This window comes from Sphingomonas sp. JUb134, assembly GCF_004341505.2.
GTDB lineage: Bacteria > Pseudomonadota > Alphaproteobacteria > Sphingomonadales > Sphingomonadaceae > Sphingomonas.
Map to the genome: position 1 here is coordinate 1,219,269 of NZ_SLYP02000001.1, position 14,869 is coordinate 1,234,137.

Sequence of the window (14,869 nt, forward strand, 5' to 3'; positions counted from 1 at the left end):
GTATTGGCGGTTGGAAGAAACGTGGCGCAAGGCGGATCCAAGATCGACCCGATGCATCAGTTCCTGATCGAACCCGTGTTCGGTCAGAGCTGGAACCTGTTCGGGTATAATATTGCCTTCACCAACTCCGCGCTGTGGATGGTCGCGACGCTCGTCGTCCTGTGGCTGTTCATGCTCGGCGGCATGAAGGGGCAGACCGTCCCCGGTCGCTGGCAGATGGCGGTGGAGAGCTTCACCGGCTTCATCGGGAACATGCTGACGGCGAACATCGGGCCGGAGGGCAAGCGCTTCCTGCCGTATGTCTTCTCGCTGTTCATGTTCATCCTGATCGCGAACATCCTGGGCCTGCTGCCGTTCGGCCTGGTTCCGGGTGTGCATCCGTTCACCGTCACCAGCCACCTGACCGTCACCGGCGTGCTGGCGATCATCAGCTTCGCGCTGGTGCTGATCGTGGGCTTCTCGCGTCACGGCCTGCACTTCTTCTCGCTGTTCGTGCCGCACGGAACGCCCTGGTGGCTGCTGTGGCTGATCCCGGTGGTCGAGCTGTTCTCGTTCCTGGTGCGCCCGTTCAGCCTTGGCCTGCGACTGTTCGTCGCGATGACCGCGGGCCACATCCTGCTGAAGGTGCTGGCGGGCTTCGTGATCAACGGCCTCAATGCAGAGGCCGTGTGGGTCGCGCCGCTGGTGGCCATCCCCAGCTTCATCCTGATGATCGGCATCACCCTGCTCGAGCTGCTGGTGTGCGCCATCCAGGCTTACGTGTTCGCGCTGTTGACGTCGCTCTACCTGAACGACGCCGTCAACCTGCACTGATCTTTCCAACCAACAGATACCCAACAGGAGTTTTATCATGGACGCAGAAGCCGCAAAGCTGCTCGGTGCCGGTCTCGCAGCCATCGGTGCGGGCCTTGCCGCACTCGGCGTGGGCAACGTCTTCGCCAAGTTCCTCGAAGGCGCGCTGCGCAACCCGGGTGCCGCTGATGGCCAGCAGGGCCGCCTGTTCATCGGCTTCGCCGCCGCCGAGCTTCTGGGCCTGCTCGCGTTCGTCGTCGCGGTGCTGCTGATCTTCGTCGCGTAACTCCTTTTCGTGACCGGCCGTCGCCCATCCGGGCGGGCGGCCGGTGACGGAAGCACACGCGAACGAACGGGAACCACCATGCCGCAAATCGAACAGATCGCTGCGACCTATGCCTCGCAGATCTTCTGGCTGCTGATCGTGTTCGGCCTGATCTATTTCGGGATCGGGCGGGGCATGGTGCCGAGGATCCAGGGCACGGTCGAGAAGCGCGACGCGCAGATCGCCGACGACCTCGCCGCCGCTACGCGCGCCGGCCAGGAAGCCGACGCGACCGAAGAGGCATGGCGCACCCGCATGGCGGAGGCCCGCCAGGCTGCGCTTGCCGAGACCAACGCCGCCAAGGCGAAGGCGACCGCCGACGCCGCCGAGCGTGCCAAGGCTGCCAATGCCGCCATGCAGGCGCGCCTGGATGCGGCCGAGGTCGAGGTCAACCAGGCCCGTGCGAGCGCGCTCGCCAGCCTGGAAGACGTTGCGGCTGACGCCGCGCAGGGAATCGTCACCAAGCTGGCGGGCATCGAAGTCAGCCGCGAGGCTGCCGCCGACGCCGTCCGCAAGGTGGTGACCCATGGCTAACGCAAACGGATCGAGCATCGTGGCCGAACGACTGGACCATGCCGCGGCACTGGAGCCGCTGGAAAAGCAGCCGATCCGCGAGGAAGACGGCCTGTCGCCGGAGCCGATGCACAGCACCGGCGTTGCGGACCAGCATCACGAAGTGAGCCCTACCGCCTGGGGCATGGATTCGACCGGCTGGGTGGCGGTTGCCGCCCTGCTGACGATCCTGCTGCTGGTGTGGCGGCGTGCGCACAAGGGCATCGCCGGCGTGCTGGACACGCGGATCGCCACGATCCGCACCCAGCTCGACGAAGCCAAGCGGCTGCGTGCCGAGGCCGAGGCGCTGAAGGCCGAATATGCGCTCAAGGCGCAGCAGGCCGATGCCGAGGCAGCGGCAATGCGCGAGCATGCCCATGCCGAGGCAGCGGCGATCGTCGCCAAGGCCGAGGCGGACGCGCAGGAACTGACCAGCCGTCGCGCCAAGATGGCCGAGGACCGCATCGCCGCGGCCGAGCGCCAGGCGATCGCAGAGGTTCGTGCCAAGGCGGCCGATGCGGCTTCCAAGGCGGCGGCGTCGCTGATTGCCGAGCGGCTGGGGGCCGAGGGCGACCGCGCGCTGATCGACCGTACCATCGCCGGATTGGGCACGGGGCTCGGCCGGCCGCACTGATCGGTAAGACATGGGCGGGGCGCTGAGCCCTCCCACAGCCTGACAGGGGCGCCGCTTCTCGGGTTTCCGGCGGCGCCCTTTTCCTTTTCCAGAGCCCAGGAGTGTTTCTCATGGCCTGGATCATCCTGGGCATCGCCGTCGTCACCGAGATCTGCTGGGCGCTGAGCCTGAAGTGGGCCGGCACGCAGGCGACGATCGCCGCCTCGTCGGTGCCGATCATCCTTTCCTTCGTGAACATGGGCCTGCTGGCGCTCGCGATGCGCGGCATCCCCGCGGGCACCGCCTATGCGGTGTGGACCGGACTCGGCGCGGTGGGCGTGATCATCGGCGGCTCGGTGCTGTTCGGCGACCGCATCGGGCCGATGCAGGCGTTCTTCATGGCGCTGATCGTGATCGGCGTGGTCGGCACGAAGCTGTTCGCGCGGGTTTGAGCCTGCGGGGCTAGGAGCCGTATCCCCGCGCAGGCGGGATCCAGGGCCAAATAGAACCACTGCAGGTAGCGTGCGGTACCCTGGGCTCGCGCCTTCGCGGGAGCACGAGAGAGGCGCAACATCCCGCCCCTTGTTTGTACCCCGGCGAAGGCCGGGGCCCAGTTGGGGGACAGACGGGAGGGTGCGTGATCTCGCCGAGGCCTTCCCGACTGGGCCCCGGCCTCCGCCGGGGTACGGCTGGTCGGCGCAAGGCTGAGTTGCTCGACCTCAACGCTAGCGGGGGAGGGTGAGACTCCCTAGATCGGCACGCAATGTCCGATCCCAATTCTCCCAGCCGATTCAACGAGGAAAAGGCCGCCTACACCGTGCGCGGCGGCACCGATGCGCCCGACCTGGAGGCGGGCGTCGCGGCCATCCGCAACGTGCTCGCGACGCTGCCGGTGCGGCCGGGCGTGTACCGCATGCAGGATGCGCGCGGCGACGTGCTGTACGTGGGCAAGGCGCGCGCGCTGAAGAACCGCGTGGCGAACTACACCCAGGTGTCGCGCCTGTCGAAGCGGCTCCAGCGCATGGTGTCGCAGACGCGGTCGATGACGATCGTCACGACCAACAACGAGGCCGAGGCGCTGCTGCTCGAGGCGCAGCTGATCAAGCGCTATCGCCCGCCGTACAACGTGTTGCTGCGCGACGACAAAAGCTTCCCCTTCATCCTGCTGCGCGCCGATCACGACTTCCCGCGCATCCAGAAGCATCGCGGCGCCCGGCGCGCGAAGGGCAACTATTACGGCCCGTTCGCGAGCGCGGGCTCGGTGACGCAGACGCTCAACGCGCTCCAAAAGCTGTTCCTGCTCAGAAGCTGCACCGACAGCTTCTTCAAGACGCGCGACCGCCCGTGCCTGCTCCACCAGATCAAGCGCTGTTCGGCGCCCTGCGTGGGCCGGATCGACGAGGCGGGCTATGCCGAGCTGGTGGGCGACGCGAAGGACTTTCTGGCCGGCAAGTCGACCAAGGTGCAGGCGAAGCTCGGCGAACAGATGACGGCGGCCGCCGAGAACATGGACTTCGAGCTGGCGGCGGTGCTGCGCGACCGGCTGAAGGCGCTGACCTTCATCCAGGGCAGCCAGGCGATCAACGCCGATGGCGTGGGCGATGCCGACGTGTTCGCACTGGCCTGCAAGGAAGGCACGATCGGCATCCAGGCCTTCTTCATTCGCGGCGGGCAGAACTGGGGGCATCGCAGCTTCTTCCCGCAGCACACCAGCGACGTGCCCGAGGACGAGGTGCTCGCGAGCTTCCTGATGCAGTTCTATGAGGAGGTGCCGCCGCCCCGCAATGTGTTCGTCGACCGCGAGCTTGCCGAGGGCGATCTGCTGGGCGAGGCGCTGGCCGAGCGGGCTGGGCACAAGGTGGCGCTGTCGGTGCCGCAGCGCGGGCCGCGCCGCCGGCTGCTGGAGCAGGCGACGCGCAATGCGGTCGAGGCGCTCGACCGCCGCAATGCCGAGTCGACCACCCAGGCCAAGCTGCTGCGCGAGGTCGCCGACCTGTTCGAGCTGCCCGAGCCGCCCGACCGCATCGAAGTCTACGACAACAGCCACATCCAGGGCACCGCCGCGCTGGGCGCGATGGTGGTTGCGGGGCCGGAGGGCTTCCGCAAGGGCCAGTATCGCAAGTTCAACATCCGCAACAAGGATACGGTGCCGGGCGACGACTTCGGCATGATGCGCGAGGTGTTCGCCCGCCGCTTCGGCCGTGCGCAGGCGGAGGATCCGGATCGCGATTCGGGCGAGTGGCCGGACCTGGTGCTGATCGACGGCGGGCGCGGGCAGCTCAACGCCGCGCGCGAAGTGCTGGAGGACCTGGGGATCGAGGACGTGTGCCTGGTCGGCGTCGCCAAGGGCCCGCACCACGGCCGCGAGGGTCGCGAGGTGTTCCACCTGATGGACGGGCGCGAATTCACCCTGCCGGTCAACGCGCCGGTGCTGTTCTACCTCCAGCGGCTGCGCGACGAGGTCCACCGCTTCGCGATCGGCGCGCACCGGCAGAAGCGGGCCAAGGCAATGGGCGCGAGCCCGCTGGACGAGGTGCCGGGCATCGGCCCCGCCCGCAAGAAGGGGCTGCTGATGCACTTCGGCACGGCCAAGGCGGTACGCGGCGCGAGCCTGGCGGACTTGCAGAAGGCGCCGGGCGTGTCGGCCGCGGTGGCGCAGCAGGTGTACGACTTCTACCACGCGCGCTGAGGCGCGCGTGGATCAGTCGTTGGTGAAGCCGACGCCGCCGTTCTTCGGATGGAACGCAGCGAGCGCGCGCGTGCGGTCCTTCCGTTCGCGTGTCGCCGCCCACTCCCGTTCCGTGCGGCACAGCTTGCGCGGCACGCGCGAGCCGAGCGTCGTCTGCTCGACGCAGCGCACAGTTTCGGCGGATGCGGGCGGGGGAGGCGGTGCGGCTTGGGCTTGGCCGGCGGCCAGCAGTGCGAGGGCAGAAAGGATCATGCCAGTCTCCGCATGCGATCGGCCTGCTGATTGCGGGCCAATGCCATTCTACGCTGCTCTGCGAGCAGGGTTCCAGCCCCTCAGAAGTGCGCGGTGTAGCCGCCGTCGACGGCGAGCACCTGGCCGGTGACATAGGATGCCTCCGGTGAGGTCAGGAACAGCACCGGGCCGACGATCTCCTCCGGCCGGCCCCAGCGGCCGAGCGAGGTGCGGGTGGCGAGATGCGCGGCGATCGCCGGATCGGCGACCATCGCCGCATTGGCTTCCGTTGCGAAGAAGCCGGGGGCGACCGCGTTGACGGTGATGCCGCGCGGGCCGAGCTCGGCGGCAAGCGCGCGGGTGAGCGCCTCCAGTCCGCCCTTGGACGCGGTGTAGGCGGCGTCGCCGCTGCGGGCGAGCGGCCCGGCGATCGAGGTGATGTTGAGGATCCGGCCGCCCGCCGCCATGCCGGGCGCGAGCCGGCGGGCGAGGTCGAACGGCGCGACCAGGTTCACCTCCAGCATGCGGCGGACCGCGGCACGGTCGAGGTCGGCGAGCGGCCTGCGGTCGCGGTGGCCGGCGTTGTTGATGAGGATGTCGATCGGCGGCAGCGCGTCCACGCACGCGGCGAGCGCGGCGTCGTCTTCCAGATCGACGACCAGGGGCTCGGCGGAGCCGCCATCCGCGGCAATCGTTGCGGCGAGCGCCTCCAGCGCGGCGCGGCGGCGGCCCTGGAGGCGGACGTGCACGCCCGTCTGGGCGAGGCCGCGGGCGATCGGCTGCCCCAGGCCGCCCGAAGCCCCCGTCACCAGCGCCGTGCGGCGTCCAAGCCTGTGGTCCTGTTCCATGGCGGCGCCATAGCGCGGCCGGGGCGATTGTCGAAGCGCCGGCGCGTCTGCGGGGGACGCGCCGGCGCCGGGATCAGACCAGTTCGCCGAGGGCCGAGGCTTCGAAGCCCTTCACCTTGGTGGCGTCGCCTTCGCGGATACGGGCGACCCAGTCGGGGTTGCTGATGAGCGCGCGGCCGACCGCGATCAGGTCGAACTCGTCGCGCTCCATGCGCTCGATCAGGTTCTCGATGCCGACGGTCGAGGAGCTTTCACCGCCGAACGCCGCCAGGAACTCGCCCGAAAGCCCGACCGAGCCGACGCTGATGGTGGCCGCACCGGTCAGCTTCTTCGCCCAGCCGGCGAAGTTCAGGCCCTTTTCGCCGTCCAGCTCGGGGAACTCGGGCTCCCAGAAGCGGCGCTGCGAGCAGTGGAGCACGTCGACACCGGCATCGACCAGCGGCTGCAGCCAATCGGCCATCAGCTCGGGCGTTTCGGCCAGGCGCGCGGCATAGTCCTGCTGCTTCCACTGGCTGAGGCGCAGGATGATCGGATAGTCGGGGCCAACCGCCTCGCGCACGGCCTTCACCACCTCACCCGCGAAGCGCGAGCGCTCGCGGATGGTGGCGCCGCCCCAGCGGTCGGCGCGCTCGTTGGTACCGGCCCAGAAGAACTGGTCGATCAGATAGCCGTGCGCGCCGTGCAGCTCGACCGTGTCGAAGCCGAGCCGCTTGGCGTCGGCCGCCGCGCGGGCGAAGGCGGCGATGGTGTCGGCGATCGCCTCTTCGCTCATCGTCTCGCCGCGCGGCTCGCCGGGCGCGAGCAGGCCCGAGGGGCTTTCGACCGGTGCGTCCGGCTCCCAGTCGCCCGACCGGGTTGAGCCGGTGTGCCAGATCTGCGGGCCCATCTTGCCGCCGGCGGCGTGGACGGTGTCGATCACCTGCTGCCAGCCCGCGAGCGCCTGCTCGCCGTGGAACAGCGGAATGCCGGCCATGTTGCGCGAGGCGGGACGGTCGATCACCGTGCCTTCCGACAGGATCAGGCCCACGCCGCCTTCGGCGCGGCGGCGGTAATAGGCGGCCTGGGGCTCGCCCGGGATGCCGGCGGGCGCGAACCCCCGCGTCATCGGCGCCATGACGATGCGGTTGGCAAGTTCGAGCGACTTGATGCGGAAGGGGCGAAAGAGGACGTCGGCGGAAGCGGACATGCGGAGGGGCTCCGTTTGGAAACAGGAGCTGCTCAGGTATACACCGCAAGACGAAGGTCAATACCGTACCGAGCGGTATTGAAGGCATGTCCGGGAAACCCATCGGTGCCCGGGACGATCGGTCCGCGCTCGATCCGGCCGCGATCCGGCACTTCATGCCCGGCAGGCGCCTGAAGCACCCAAGCTTCTGAACAAATGCACCAATACTGCACGAAATGCCCATTTGCGCGGTCCTCAAACCGGCCTAGGTTGGCGGCGGGGAAGAGGGGGAATTCATGCGATATCGTTGTGCGTCGGCGCTGGCGCTCCTGCTGTCATCGGTTCCTGCCTGGGCCGGGGACAAGCCGCTGTACCAGCCGGCGCCCGACTGGGTGAAGCCGGCGCCGCCGATCGACACGGGCAAGCTGGACGGCGAGTCGCCGGTGGTGATGCTGTTCGACCAGCAGCAGCGGCTGCACGACGGGCAGAGCTGGGCCTATACCGACAGCGCGACCCGGATCGCCTCTGCCCAGACGCTCAACCAGGCGGGTACCGTGCAGCTGCCGTGGCAGCCGGACGGCGGCGACCTGATCATCCACCGCGTCGAGATCCTGCGCGGCAACGAGCGCATCGACGCGCTCGCGAAGGGCGAACGCTTCACGGTGCTGCGGCGCGAGGAGCAGCTGGAGCAGCTGCAGCTGACCGGCGTGCTGACGGCGACGATGACCGTGGAGGGCCTGCGCGTCGGCGACGTGCTGCGCGTGACCTTTTCCAACACCAACAAGGATTCGGCACTGGCCGGCAACGTCCAGACGGTGATGCCGCTGGTCAGCGAGCCGCTGCGCGTCGGCTTTGCCCGCGCCCGCCTGCTGTGGGACGGCGCCACCCCGGTGAAGTGGAACGCGCATGGCAAGGGCATGCCGCCGATGCCGATGCGCGCCGGCGCCTACCAGGACCTGGAGGTCACCGTGCCGCTCGCCAAGGCGGAGGAACTGCCGGGCGACGCACCGGCTCGCTTCCGTCGCCTGGAGATCCTGGAGGCGAGCAGCTTTGCCGACTGGCAGGCGGTCTCGCGCACGATGGAGCCGCTCTATCGCACCCCGGGGCTGATCGCGCCGGGAAGCGCGCTTGCGGGCGAAGTGGCCAAGATCAAGGCGGCCCATGCCGCGCCGCTCGACCGGACGGCGGCGGCGCTGCGGCTGGTGCAGGACGAGGTGCGCTACCTGTTCAACGGCATGGCCGGCGGCAATTACCACCCGCAGTCCCCGACCGACACGTGGCAGCGCCGCTATGGCGACTGCAAGGCGAAGACGCTGCTGCTGTTGGCGCTGCTCCATGCGCTCGACGTGGAGGCGGAGCCGGTGCTCGCCAGCATCGGCATGGGCGACCTGGTCACGGAGCGGCTGCCGAGCGCCGCGGCCTTCAATCATGTGATCGTGCGGGCGACCGTCGACGGGCGCACGCTGTGGCTGGACGGGACGGACTCGGGCATCCGGCGCGAGGACCTGGGCGACACGCCGCCGTTCCGCAATGTCCTGCCGCTGCGCCCCGCGGGCGCGGGGCTGATGCCGCTGCCGATGGTGGCGCCGACCCGGCCGCAGGGCCGCTCGATGCTGGAGATCGATCAGAGCGCGGGCTTCACCCTGCCGACGCCGTTCAAGGCAAAGATCGAGGTGCGCGGCGCGATGGGGCAGGAGCTGAACCTGGCCGCGTCGCAGGCCGATCGCGAGCAGAAGGACGAGATGGTCGGCGGCATCCTGTCGCGCCTGCTGGGCGGCGCGCTGATCGTCGATCGCTCGATCCGCTGGGATGCCGCCACCGGCATCGCCACCATCGAGGCCTCGGGCGTCGCCGACAGCGCGTGGTCGCTGGAGGAACAGAAGCTCCAGCTGGGGCTGGACCAGGCGATCGGGCAGCTGAGCTTCGACCCGGACCGGTCGCGCACCGCGTGGCAGCAGCTGCCGGTGGCGACCAACGGACCCTCGCATACCGAGGTCACGATGCGCGTCCGCCTGCCGGACGGCGGCAAGGGCGTGACGCTGGAGGGCGACCGCGAGCTGGCCGGCCGCTACGCCGGCCTGACGGTTCAGCGCCAGGTGACGCAGGAAGGCGGATGGCTGGTCGCGCGCGACGTGCTGCTCGCCGACGGGGCCGAGATCGCGCCGGGCGAGATCGCGGCGCAGCGCGCACGCGTCGCCCAGGCCAAGAACCGGCTGCTGGTGGCCGTCGCGCCCGAGCAGCGGCCGGCGCATTGGGAAGAGGTGATGGCCGCCCGCCGCGACAAGCGGCTGGGTGCGCTGGAGGCGGTTTTCGCCAAGGATCTGGCCGCGAACCCCAAGTCCGCCGAGGCATTCGAGCGCCGCGCACGCTTCCGCACCGGCCTCTACGACTGGCGCGGCGCGCTGGCGGACGTGGACCAGGCGATCGCGCTCGGTGCGACGATCGACCGGTATCTGTGGCGCGCGGAGCTGCACCAGCAGGTCAACGATGACGCCAAGGCGCTGGCCGATCTGCGCGCGGCCGAAACGCTGGAGCCGGCGAGCATCCCCGTGCAGCTCGCGATCGCGCAATTCGAGGCGGAGCATGGCCAGGCGACCGCGGCGCTCGCCCGGATCGACCGGCAGAGCCCGACCGGCGGCGAGCAGCGCAGCAACCTGCAACTGGTGCGCAGCAACGTCCTGGCCGAAGGAGGGCGCGTCGATGATGCGCTCGCCTCCCTGGATTCGGCGGTGAAGACGAGCCCCGGCCAGGCGACGCTGCTCAACGGGCGGTGCTGGCTCAAGGGGACGCGCAACGTCGCGCTCGACACGGCGCTGCGCGACTGCACCAAGGCGATCGAGCTTGCGGAAAGCCCGTCCAGCATCCTGGACAGCCGCGGCATGGTCTATTTCCGGATGAACCGCCTGGACGACGCGCTGGCGGACTTCGATGCGGCGCTGGAGATGGCGCCGGGGATGCCGGCCTCGCTGTTCATGCGGGGCGTGGTGCGCAAGGCGAAGGGCGATGCGGCCGGCAGCGCCGCCGACTTCGCCGCGGCAACGCTGCAATCGCCACGCATCGCCGAGGAATATGCCCGCTACGGGATCAAGCCCTGATCCCCTGAACCGACGTTCGTCGGGCAAAAAGAAACGGGCGGCCCGGAATGTCCGGACCGCCCGTTCGCGTACCAGAAAGGTGCGCTTACTTGCTGTCGCTCGCGGCGTCCGACACGGCATCGCCTGCCGACGAGACGTCGCGGCCCGCGCCCTCGACCGTGTTGCACGCGCTGACCATCAGCGCGCCGGCGATCGCCATCAAACCAAAAACCTTGCGCATGAAATCCTCCATGAACCGTTGAATCTGCAGGATCGGAATGCCTCGCCGCGATTTTCGTTCCGCAATCGGATCGACCACGCGAAAACCGCGCGCAGCTGTTGCAGCGCTGCCGCGGTGGGATCTCGATGCTGGAAGGAATGTGGGCCCGGAAGCGTCACCGGGGGGGGGAGGGTAGACGCTTCCGGGCCCGTGTTCTGGATAGCGAGAGCGGGGGGGCATAAGGTCGCTATCCGAAGAACAAAACGTCGCTTGGGGGCGGTGGTTCCGGGGAAAAACGCTCGAAGAGATTCTTTTTTCCGCAGCGGCGTAACGACCCGCGGAAAGCCGTGGATCAGCGCGCCGAGCGCGCGCTGATCGCGATTTCATAGGCGCCCACCAGCGGATCGTGGTGGAGGGGGGAGCGCAGCTGGCGCGACAGGCCGAGCAGCACACGGCCATAGCGCGAGGCGACCAGCTCGCTCAGTTCGGCGCTTTCCACCAGCGCCGGCGAACTCACCCGCAATACCACCTGATCGGGCTGCGACACCTTGGCCGAGATGCGCGCCTGGGTGCTCGGATTGACCATCATCGCCAGCTCGATCAGCTCGGTCAGCAGGAACGAGACGGCGACGCCGACGTCCTGCGACACCAGCAGCGGCTCGACATCGATGGTGATGCCGAGGCCGGAGGCGTGTTCGGGGGCGGTCGCACGGATGTTGGAGGCGAGTTCGCCGATCACCGCGCGCAGTTCCAGCCCGCGATTCTCCTCCAGCTCGGCGAAATGGTGGCGGTGCACCACCGCCAGCGCGTCCACCCGGCGCTGGATCGAGGCATAGGCCTCGCTCGCGTCGGCGCTGGGCGCGCTGCGCGCATGGAAGTTGATCAGGCTGGCGATCACCTGGAGGTTGTTCTTGACCCGGTGATGGACCTCGCGCGTGAGCTTGGTCTGGCGCACCAGGCCTTCGGCGAGGTTGCCCTCATGCTCCTGCACCGTGCGGGTGATCGCCTGGAAGGTCTCGCCGAGCTCGGCGATCTCGTGGGCGGGGACGGCGCCATAGTCGACGCTGCGGATCACCTCGCCCGGGGTATAGGAGGCGACGCTCGCGCGCAGGCGACGCAGCGGGCGGATCAGCAGGCGGTCCACCACGAACCAGCCGATGCCGGCGGCGGCGGCCCACATCAGCAGCGGCAGCAGCATCGCGACCAGCACGGGCGAGGTGATCGGGGCGCTGCGCACGGACATGGAGAAGGCGAGCTCGTCGAAGCCGAGCGGCACCACCAGCGTCTCGCGACGTTCGAGCGCTCCCCTGCGCGGCAGGCCCTGGAGCTGGAGCGGCATCTCGTCGCCACGCTGCAGCTCGGCCGCATAGGGGGGCACGAAGCCGCTGGGGCGGGCGACGTCGGCCAGCACCTCGGTCGGGAAGAAGGCGTCGGCACGCGTGCCGTTGGGCGCATCGGGCAGGTGGACCAACAGGCCCTGCGCCGGGAGCAGCGTCACCTGGAGGCGGCCGGGATCGGACAGGGCGGGCAGCGGCACCGGCAGTTGCGCACCGCACAGCGTGCGGCCGGTCGCATCGGCGATCTCGAAGCGGATGCCGGCGGCGGACTGCTGGGCAAAGATCCCCTGGACGCGGGCGCAGCTGGGCGCGTCCTGGACATCGCTGTCGATGGCCCGCAGCGCGACGCGCAGCGCCGTCAGGTCGCCGACGAGTTCGTTGGCAAGCGCACGCGACGCCTCCAGCCCGGCCACGCGCAGGCGGGCGCGCGTCTCTACGTCCACCGTCCGCGTCGTCTGCAGCGTCGCGAACAAGGCGATCAGCGCCAGCGGCAGCAGCGCGATGCTGAGAATCAGGAAAACACGCGCACCCGTCGTCAGGTGCTGAAACGCCGCCACAGGCACCATCGGCCTGCGGCGTTCGAGATCGTCTTCGGCCACGAAGGTGGCGCTATTTCAGCTTGCTGAGCAGGTCGAGCATCTCGTCGGGGATCTCTTCCCCAGCGGCATCCTGATAGACAGCGCGCAGCGCGTCACCGACGTTCTTCTGCTTGCCTTCCTCAGGCTTCTGCTTGCCGTCCGCGGTTGCGGCGCGTTCCTGCCGTTCCGTTTCGTTCGAACCCGTCACCAACTGCACACCCTAAGCCCCCTAAGCGCGGCACCCGTGCCGTGCACTACATGAACAAATGCGGCCACGCCAACCCGATGGATGCATGCAGCGGCTGCCCGCATCCGCATGCAGGCAAAGCACCGGCGCATGGCGTGAAACCAAATTCGTCCTCGTTGGTTCCACCCCCGACGCGAAATCGGGGGAGAGCGTCTCTTCCGCCGTCGTGAAAGTGAATTGCAAACGTTTGGACGGCTCCCCAGAATGGCCGTCCACCTCTGGAGGAGACCTACCCGATCATGTCGCTTGGACAGCAACTGGCGCCGCATCTTCCTTTCCTGCGGCGCTACGGTCGTGCGCTCACGGGCAGCCAGTCGGAAGGCGACCGCTATGTGCGCGCCGCCCTGGAGGCGATCGTGGCGGCGCCCGAGGAATTCCCGCGGGACGTCGATCCCCGGCTTGGCCTCTATCGTACCTTCCAGGCGATCTGGTCGTCGACTCACCCGGCCGAAGACGCCGCGCGCGAAGAAGCAAGCGGCGACCAGGAAGCGATCGCGCGTGCCCGGCTCGCCCGCATTGCGCCGCTTTCGCGTCAGGCGCTGCTGCTGACCGCGATGGAAGGCTTCACCAACGAGGACACGGCCTATCTGATCGACACCAGCGAAGAAGAAGTGGAATCGCTGGTGGCCGAGGCGCTGCGCGAGATCGAGGCGCAGACCCGTTCGCGCGTGATGATCATCGAGGACGAGCCGCTGATCGCGATGGACCTGGAGACCATCGTGCGCGACCTGGGCCATGACGTGACCGGCGTCGCCGTCACCCGCGACGAGGCGGTGGCGCTGGCGATGGAGGATCGCCCGGGCCTGGTGCTCGCCGACATCCAGCTTGCCGACGACAGCTCGGGCATCGACGCGGTCAAGGACATCCTCGCCGAGTTCAACGTGCCGGTGATCTTCATCACGGCGTTCCCGGAGCGGCTGCTGACGGGCGAGCGGCCGGAGCCGACGTTCCTCATCACCAAGCCGTTCCAGCGTTCCACCGTCAAGGCGGCGATCAGCCAGGCGCTGTTCTTCGACCAGTCGACGGTGCCGACGATCTGATACGGAGCCAAAACGATCCTGGGGGGTTTAGGCAGAATGGTCGACGATAAGCGAACCCATCTGAACACCGATCGTGCCCGTGCGGGCACGACCCCCGGGATGACCCGCTACATCCTGGGGGTGTCGCTGGCGCTGGTGATCGTCATTTTCGCGATCATTCTCTGGTCCTGACCCGCGACCGGGCGTCCGGCCAGCGCGCCCGCTGGCAATCGACGGACGCATCCCCTATGTTGGCAACACGGCGCCGTCGCGAGCTTGCGGCCGCCCACCGATCGGATTTTCATGACTGAACCGGAAGTTACGGGCGAAGAGACTGGTGCGACCGAGCACGTCGCGCTGTCCGACCCTGAGTTCAAGAAGCAGCTGGCGCAGGTCATCCCGCACCTGCGCGCCTTCGGACGCTCGCTTTCCGGCAGCCGCGATCTCGCCGACGACCTCGTCCAGGAAACGCTGTTGAAGGCGTGGGCTGCGCGCCAGCGCTTCCAGGCCGGCACCAACATGCGCGCCTGGACCTTCATCATCCTGCGCAACCTCTATCTCTCCCAGATGCGCCGTGCGCGCTTCAAGGGTGAGTGGGACGATCTGGTCGCCGACCGCATCCTGGCGGCCCCGGCCAGCCAGGATCGCCACGTCGAGCTTTCCGACATGCAGCGTGCCCTGCTCCACCTGCCGCAGCCGCAGCGGGAGGCGCTGATCCTGGTCGGCGCCGGCGGCTTCGCCTATGAGGAAGCGGCCGAGATCTGCAACGTGGCGGTGGGCACCATCAAGAGCCGCGTCGCCCGTGGCCGCGTGGCGCTCGAAACCCTGCTGACCGAGGGCCAGCTTCCCACCCGAGCCTCGCACCCGGGCAATGGCGAGCAGAGCGCGCTCGAGGCGATCATGGGCGAAGTCAACGAGCTCAGCCGGGACCGCTGACGGCCGGCTCTGCCGGGCTTCTGCGCAGGCAGGGCCCGGGTCCTCGCCGCGCGACGCAGGTGAGTGCGCGCCTGCCTTCGGGCCGGTCCGGCATTTCCTAGAACGAGAAGCAAAGCCGGTGCGGCTGAGCCTCCGAGCCCGCGGCCGGCCGACGCCGCGTCAGTGTCGGTGGCTGATCCCGTCCAGCAGGCGGAGGTAAGGAGCGAACTCGTCCGGCAAGTTCTCCATGCCGTCGAAGCTCTG

Annotated in this window: 16 protein-coding genes; 10 read left to right on the top strand and 6 right to left on the bottom strand. The window is 69.0% G+C overall.

The window, feature by feature from the left end; translation table 11 throughout:
• The first annotated feature begins 21 nt into the window (after positions 1–21).
• The 6 genes from EDF69_RS05685 to uvrC all read left to right on the top strand — a co-directional run bounded on the left by EDF69_RS05685 (position 22) and on the right by uvrC (position 4,971).
• Positions 22–813, top strand: coding sequence for a F0F1 ATP synthase subunit A (locus EDF69_RS05685; RefSeq protein WP_132882663.1), 792 nt, complete (start codon positions 22–24; stop codon positions 811–813).
• A gap of 37 nt (positions 814–850) precedes the next feature.
• On the top strand, positions 851–1,078 hold the full coding sequence (locus tag EDF69_RS05690) for a F0F1 ATP synthase subunit C (protein WP_055927075.1): 228 nt from the start codon (positions 851–853) through the stop codon (positions 1,076–1,078).
• Between the two features lie 78 nt (positions 1,079–1,156).
• Entirely contained in the window at positions 1,157–1,651 is a 495-nt protein-coding gene (locus EDF69_RS05695) for a F0F1 ATP synthase subunit B family protein (protein WP_132882593.1), read from the top strand.
• Positions 1,644–2,303, top strand: coding sequence for a F0F1 ATP synthase subunit B family protein (locus EDF69_RS05700; RefSeq protein ID WP_132882592.1), 660 nt, complete (start codon positions 1,644–1,646; stop codon positions 2,301–2,303). Before EDF69_RS05695 ends, EDF69_RS05700 begins: the two co-directional genes overlap by 8 nt.
• Positions 2,304–2,413: 110 nt before the next feature.
• On the top strand, positions 2,414–2,734 hold the full coding sequence (locus EDF69_RS05705) for a DMT family transporter (RefSeq protein WP_125959021.1): 321 nt from the start codon (positions 2,414–2,416) through the stop codon (positions 2,732–2,734).
• A 311-nt stretch (positions 2,735–3,045) separates the two neighbouring features.
• Positions 3,046–4,971, top strand: coding sequence for an excinuclease ABC subunit UvrC (gene uvrC / locus EDF69_RS05710; RefSeq protein ID WP_132882591.1), 1,926 nt, complete (start codon positions 3,046–3,048; stop codon positions 4,969–4,971).
• Positions 4,972–4,983: 12 nt separating this feature from the next.
• Here the strand turns inward: uvrC and EDF69_RS05715 are convergent, their stop codons facing one another.
• From EDF69_RS05715 to EDF69_RS05725, 3 genes are all read right to left on the bottom strand, one after another.
• Positions 4,984–5,223, bottom strand: a complete 240-nt coding sequence (locus EDF69_RS05715; protein ID WP_132882590.1) for a hypothetical protein — start codon at positions 5,221–5,223, stop codon at positions 4,984–4,986.
• Positions 5,224–5,303: 80 nt separating this feature from the next.
• The gene (locus EDF69_RS05720) at positions 5,304–6,050 is read right to left on the bottom strand and encodes an SDR family oxidoreductase (RefSeq protein ID WP_132882589.1); all 747 of its coding nucleotides are present in this window, start codon (positions 6,048–6,050) and stop codon (positions 5,304–5,306) included.
• A 73-nt stretch (positions 6,051–6,123) separates the two neighbouring features.
• On the bottom strand, positions 6,124–7,236 hold the full coding sequence (locus EDF69_RS05725; protein ID WP_132882588.1) for an NADH:flavin oxidoreductase: 1,113 nt from the start codon (positions 7,234–7,236) through the stop codon (positions 6,124–6,126).
• 275 nt (positions 7,237–7,511) lie between these two features.
• On the opposite strand from EDF69_RS05725, the gene EDF69_RS05730 reads away from it, so the two are divergent.
• Positions 7,512–10,310: a DUF3857 domain-containing protein gene (locus EDF69_RS05730; RefSeq protein ID WP_132882587.1), complete on the top strand. Its 2,799-nt coding sequence runs from the start codon at positions 7,512–7,514 to the stop codon at positions 10,308–10,310.
• Between the two features lie 85 nt (positions 10,311–10,395).
• On the opposite strand, the gene EDF69_RS05735 is transcribed toward EDF69_RS05730, so the two are convergent.
• From EDF69_RS05735 to EDF69_RS05745, 3 genes are all read right to left on the bottom strand, one after another.
• Positions 10,396–10,530, bottom strand: coding sequence for an entericidin A/B family lipoprotein (locus tag EDF69_RS05735; RefSeq protein ID WP_125959015.1), 135 nt, complete (start codon positions 10,528–10,530; stop codon positions 10,396–10,398).
• Positions 10,531–10,861: 331 nt separating this feature from the next.
• Positions 10,862–12,445 (bottom strand): sensor histidine kinase, encoded by a 1,584-nt coding sequence (locus tag EDF69_RS05740; protein WP_339538010.1) that lies wholly within the window; start codon positions 12,443–12,445, stop codon positions 10,862–10,864.
• Between the two features lie 10 nt (positions 12,446–12,455).
• Positions 12,456–12,632, bottom strand: a complete 177-nt coding sequence (locus tag EDF69_RS05745) for a NepR family anti-sigma factor (protein WP_164521170.1) — start codon at positions 12,630–12,632, stop codon at positions 12,456–12,458.
• Positions 12,633–12,910: 278 nt separating this feature from the next.
• Here EDF69_RS05745 and EDF69_RS05750 point away from each other — a divergent pair, with 278 nt between their 5' ends.
• From EDF69_RS05750 to EDF69_RS05755, 3 genes are all read left to right on the top strand, one after another.
• A complete protein-coding gene (locus tag EDF69_RS05750; RefSeq protein WP_125959014.1) occupies positions 12,911–13,711 on the top strand; it encodes a response regulator in 801 nt (266 codons plus the stop codon).
• 36 nt (positions 13,712–13,747) lie between these two features.
• Positions 13,748–13,882 (top strand): hypothetical protein, encoded by a 135-nt coding sequence (locus EDF69_RS19780; protein WP_260153890.1) that lies wholly within the window; start codon positions 13,748–13,750, stop codon positions 13,880–13,882.
• 111 nt (positions 13,883–13,993) lie between these two features.
• Positions 13,994–14,626: a sigma-70 family RNA polymerase sigma factor gene (locus EDF69_RS05755; RefSeq protein WP_125959013.1), complete on the top strand. Its 633-nt coding sequence runs from the start codon at positions 13,994–13,996 to the stop codon at positions 14,624–14,626.
• The last annotated feature ends 243 nt before the right edge of the window (positions 14,627–14,869 follow it).

Bases quoted from the DNA above. Each gene is read 5' to 3' on its own strand.
- EDF69_RS05690 (WP_055927075.1), top strand. From the start codon at position 851: ATGGACGCAGAAGCCGCAAAGCTGCTCGGTGCCGGTCTCGCAGCCATC.
- EDF69_RS05695 (WP_132882593.1), top strand. From the start codon at position 1,157: ATGCCGCAAATCGAACAGATCGCTGCGACCTATGCCTCGCAGATCTTC.
- EDF69_RS05700 (WP_132882592.1), top strand. From the start codon at position 1,644: ATGGCTAACGCAAACGGATCGAGCATCGTGGCCGAACGACTGGACCAT.
- EDF69_RS05705 (WP_125959021.1), top strand. From the start codon at position 2,414: ATGGCCTGGATCATCCTGGGCATCGCCGTCGTCACCGAGATCTGCTGG.
- uvrC (WP_132882591.1), top strand. From the start codon at position 3,046: ATGTCCGATCCCAATTCTCCCAGCCGATTCAACGAGGAAAAGGCCGCC.
- EDF69_RS05715 (WP_132882590.1), bottom strand. From the start codon at position 5,223: ATGATCCTTTCTGCCCTCGCACTGCTGGCCGCCGGCCAAGCCCAAGCC.
- EDF69_RS05720 (WP_132882589.1), bottom strand. From the start codon at position 6,050: ATGGAACAGGACCACAGGCTTGGACGCCGCACGGCGCTGGTGACGGGG.
- EDF69_RS05725 (WP_132882588.1), bottom strand. From the start codon at position 7,236: ATGTCCGCTTCCGCCGACGTCCTCTTTCGCCCCTTCCGCATCAAGTCG.
- EDF69_RS05730 (WP_132882587.1), top strand. From the start codon at position 7,512: ATGCGATATCGTTGTGCGTCGGCGCTGGCGCTCCTGCTGTCATCGGTT.
- EDF69_RS05735 (WP_125959015.1), bottom strand. From the start codon at position 10,530: ATGCGCAAGGTTTTTGGTTTGATGGCGATCGCCGGCGCGCTGATGGTC.
- EDF69_RS05750 (WP_125959014.1), top strand. From the start codon at position 12,911: ATGTCGCTTGGACAGCAACTGGCGCCGCATCTTCCTTTCCTGCGGCGC.
- EDF69_RS19780 (WP_260153890.1), top strand. From the start codon at position 13,748: ATGGTCGACGATAAGCGAACCCATCTGAACACCGATCGTGCCCGTGCG.
- EDF69_RS05755 (WP_125959013.1), top strand. From the start codon at position 13,994: ATGACTGAACCGGAAGTTACGGGCGAAGAGACTGGTGCGACCGAGCAC.